This window comes from Bacillus sp. SRB_331, from assembly GCF_003264175.1.
Lineage (GTDB): Bacteria > Bacillota > Bacilli > Bacillales > Bacillaceae_G > Bacillus_A > Bacillus_A mycoides.
On the sequence record NZ_NADV01000056.1, the window covers coordinates 1 to 3,885 of the forward strand.

Annotated in this window: 1 protein-coding gene and 3 pseudogenes; 3 read left to right on the top strand and 1 reads right to left on the bottom strand. The window is 31.5% G+C overall.

The annotated features are described in order from the left end of the window. Positions 1–460 (bottom strand): annotated as a pseudogene (locus tag B5P42_RS29220) (phospholipase C/P1 nuclease family protein); the annotation flags it as partial. Between the two features lie 742 nt (positions 461–1,202). On the opposite strand from B5P42_RS29220, the pseudogene B5P42_RS32970 reads away from it, so the two are divergent. The 3 genes and pseudogenes from B5P42_RS32970 to B5P42_RS29245 all read left to right on the top strand — a co-directional run. After that, positions 1,203–1,417 (top strand): annotated as a pseudogene (locus B5P42_RS32970) (sodium:proton symporter); the annotation flags it as partial. A gap of 247 nt (positions 1,418–1,664) precedes the next feature. Continuing rightward, a complete protein-coding gene (locus tag B5P42_RS29235) occupies positions 1,665–2,405 on the top strand; it encodes a YrrS family protein (RefSeq protein WP_113735882.1) in 741 nt (246 codons plus the stop codon). Between the two features lie 264 nt (positions 2,406–2,669). After that, positions 2,670–3,185, top strand: a pseudogene (locus B5P42_RS29245) (IS6 family transposase); the annotation flags it as partial. Positions 3,186–3,885: the final 700 nt, after the last annotated feature.

A 3,885-nucleotide genomic window follows, 5' to 3' on the forward strand; every position in this document is an offset into this window, starting at 1 on the left:
CAGATTCATAAAAGTATTTCTTGCCTTGTGTAAGAGCCGTTGGATTTGTTTCTCCTCTATAATTTTCTTTAGTATCAGGATCATAAAAATGAGATTTCCATCCGCCTTTAAAAACACCGCCTATTCCTGTTCCGCCATCGTTAAACTCTGCATTATAATCTGCATCATATAATCCTTTAGAAAACAGATCTTTATATTGCGGATAATTTAAAAAGTCCACAGCCTGCTTATTCGCTTCAACATTAGATTCTGTTTTCATAATTTCAATAGCTTGTTTTGCAATCCATAAATGTGTACTTTTATCAGAATGATACGGAGCTTCTGCAGACCATCGAGCGGTAATAGGATCATTCTCAGTTAAATCAATTTGATCGAGATGAGCATAACTACTTTAAGGAGCTACTCCTAAAATAGTTAAAGTCATTCCAGCTATACATAGTGTTGATGTGATTTTTTTCATTTTTTATTCCTTTCTAAATATGAAGATATAAGTATTATAAATACATCAATATCATGAAGATAGAGGAACCTAATATGTAATATTGCATATTAATAAATTTATATGAGTATATATAACATGAAAATCACTATAACGAACATGCAGGTTTCCTTTTTTATTTGTTATTTTTATCAGTAAAGTAGACTACATATCAACTTCAGATACTTGTTTTATGATACAAGTAATCAAACAAAAGGAGGGCCATACAACATAATTACACCATTATTAACAGGGCACTCTTTTAAGTACAGGAGATTATTAGCAGGTGAAGAAAATGTTGAAGATGTACAGACAGATAAACATATTCCATATGAACAAAGTGAATTGCAGCAAACTCTAGAAAAGTACGATTCGAAGGAGTTTGAGTTATAAAAAGAAAATAGATAAATTGACAAGAGAAAATCACTTTGTGTATATCACAGGTGTTTTTTATTTTCATTTTGATATAGGGCTGGAATTAAATTCCTATGTTTTTTTTGCAGTCATTCAATACTACATATGTACATATACGTATATTCAACGCTACATATGTACATATTCATTATTGAAGTTATTAATAATAAAATGTATTATAGATAAGCGCAATTTATAATTCAAGTAAGCCGAAATGTGTATTCATAGTAAATTTAATATTCAGAAATAATAGTGTTGTCTGGAAAATGAGGTGGAATTAATAGAAACGTTACATATTAAATGATATGGATTGTATAGTTTAAATGACTTTTACAGTAGAGAATAAGCTTTTAAGAAGGTTATAAACAAAGAAATATTGCTCTATATTGAAAAAAATAAAAGCGCTTTATACAAAAGATAAGGGGACTTCATAAAGATTCATTTTGTCATGAAAGCGAATTAAAGGTTAGATTAGGAATAATAGAATTCCCTAGTGACGAAAGTTATTCTGAAGAGAAGGTGAAATCTTTTTTTGTTTCACAGCATATCCATTAGAAAGCGCAAACTAAAGAGGAAAGTTGATTTTAAAAATTATAAATCGGTGAAGAAGAGGCTTATTAATCTTTAATTTATTAAACTATTTTTGAATAACATATGTCAGATACTTGAAAACGCACAGACCTTAATATTTTCATTATTTAATAAAAATATTAAGATTCTCAAGAACAATACGTAAAGATTAGTGGCGAAAATAAACACGGAGGTTTGAAAAATGGGACAAGGAAGCAGGTTTCAAGCAAAACAACAAAATCGTCGTAATAAGGGGATATTTAATATCGCATTTAGTTTGGTATTAGTAACAGTTGGCATAGTGACGTATCAGTTGTTTTTCACTTCTGATACATCAAAGAAAGCAATTGCTCAAGAAAAGAAAGCAACAAAGATAGAAGAGAAGAAGAACGAAGATAAAGAAGCAGTAAAGATAGAAGAAAAGAAAAACAAAGATAAAGAAGTGGCAAAGATAGAAGAGAAGAAGAACGAAGATAAAGAAGCAGTAAAGATAGAAGAAAAGAAAAACGAAGATAAAGAAGCAGCAAAGATAGAAGAAAAGAAAAACGAAGATAAAGAAAAAGTACATTTAGAAGAGAAACAAAAAGTAGAAGAACCTGTAAAAACGAACGAAAATGAAAATAAAGAGGGAGAAAAAACGATATCTCAAGAAAAGGGTTCTCAAACTAATTCTTCTTGGAAGGCAATTGGTACAGAGCAAGGAGCAAAACCTGCAATGAAATTTAAAGAAGGAACAGTAGATTGGAATGAGATGAAAAAAGCAATTTCTTATGCTGTTGATGCTCCAGAGGGTCAATTGATTTTTGATTTTATTGGAAATAATGGTGAAAATAAAGCCTACGGTAATGTACGAGATAAGCAAAGTAATAAAAAATATAAGGTTGATATTGATTGGGTAGAGAATCAGGGCTGGAAACCAGTATCTGTTCAAGTAGTAAAATAAACTTGGTTCTATATGATGTTTGAATTATTTGACACTCCCACCCCTAAAGGGGCAAGCTGACTAACATCAGTGGTGTTCTTGCTACCAAAGGAGAAGTCCATTTCTGGTATCGCTGACGTGCAAGGTTGCGGTGTGTCATCACCACTCTCACGACAGACCGTATAGGTTCGGGAGCTACGGTACTATCACCATACCGTACAGGTTCGTGTTCAGATGTTTAGCGTCTTGTTCTTGACGACACATATCATTTTACTGGTAGCATGAATTCGGCGTCATCTCAAACAAATGAATAACTCATGGAGAGTGGTCGAAACATACATAAAAATAAAAGGACAATGGATGTATTTATATCGTGCCGTTGATTCTGAAGGAAACACGATTGACTTTTATTTGAGTAAATCTAGAAATCATAAGGCTGCAAAGCGCTTTTTCAAGAAAGCTTTGCAGTCTCTTCATGTTTCAAAGCCTCGTGTTATAACAGTCGATAAGAATCCTGCTTATCCAATTGCTATCGAACAGTTGAAAAAAGAAAAAAGCATACCTGATGGTATGCAACTTAGACAACAAAAGTACTTGAATAACATAGTAGAACAAGATCATCGCTTTATAAAAAAGCGAATCCGTTCTATGTTGGGATTTAAATCATACAAAACATCAGCCACTATATTGAGTGGTGTTGAAGCCATGCATATGCTCAAAAAAGAACAAATTGATTTGCAGGACCAGTCTGTCCAAAATCGGAATATTTTTATGAACCGGCTGTTTGGATTAACTGCTTAACAGGTAATTCCGTTAGGAATCCTTGATTCTTTTTTACTTATCATTTTTCACACCAGAACCATACATTCTATCAATAAGAGAAATATGTAATTATGCATATCTTTTTTTATTATTTCGGTAGTATCAAAACTTAATATATAATTAAAAGGTTTTTTAATGAATTGATAAGGAGATACGAGTATGAAGAAAATCATAGGACTTATAGTATCATTATTTTTATTATTTTCTACTTATGTACCAACGTTTACAGAAGCAGCCGAAGCTTAAAATAAAGTAGGCTGGGTGAGGAAAATAGAGAGCCTGCTCGTAATGAGTAGACCTTTTTTTATAAAGTTTCTTCATGGGAAATCTTTTATATATTCATTATAGATCATATTCACAATGCCAGTCCTTGATACGTCTGTAAAAACGTATCAAAAAGTGTACTTTTTAATTAAGTAAATGTCCCTTTTTCGGGGAGATGAGCAAAAACACCTAATTTAAAAATTTTTACAACAGAAACAGATAACATGATAAAGTATGGATTACTGTGCATGTAATTATAATAAAAGAGCCTTCCAAAATGGTGTATTTAATAGTTTAGCTTATACGATTTTAGGAAATTAATAGCATATTATACCACTATTATTTACCTAATTTCCAAGAAATAGAGGTGATTGTAGGTGACTAAACCTTTTGAAAAAAATAGTCGTTATATGGT

Excerpts from the sequence above, each read along its gene's own strand:
- B5P42_RS29235 (WP_113735882.1), top strand. The coding sequence starts at position 1,665 with ATGGGACAAGGAAGCAGGTTTCAAGCAAAACAACAAAATCGTCGTAAT.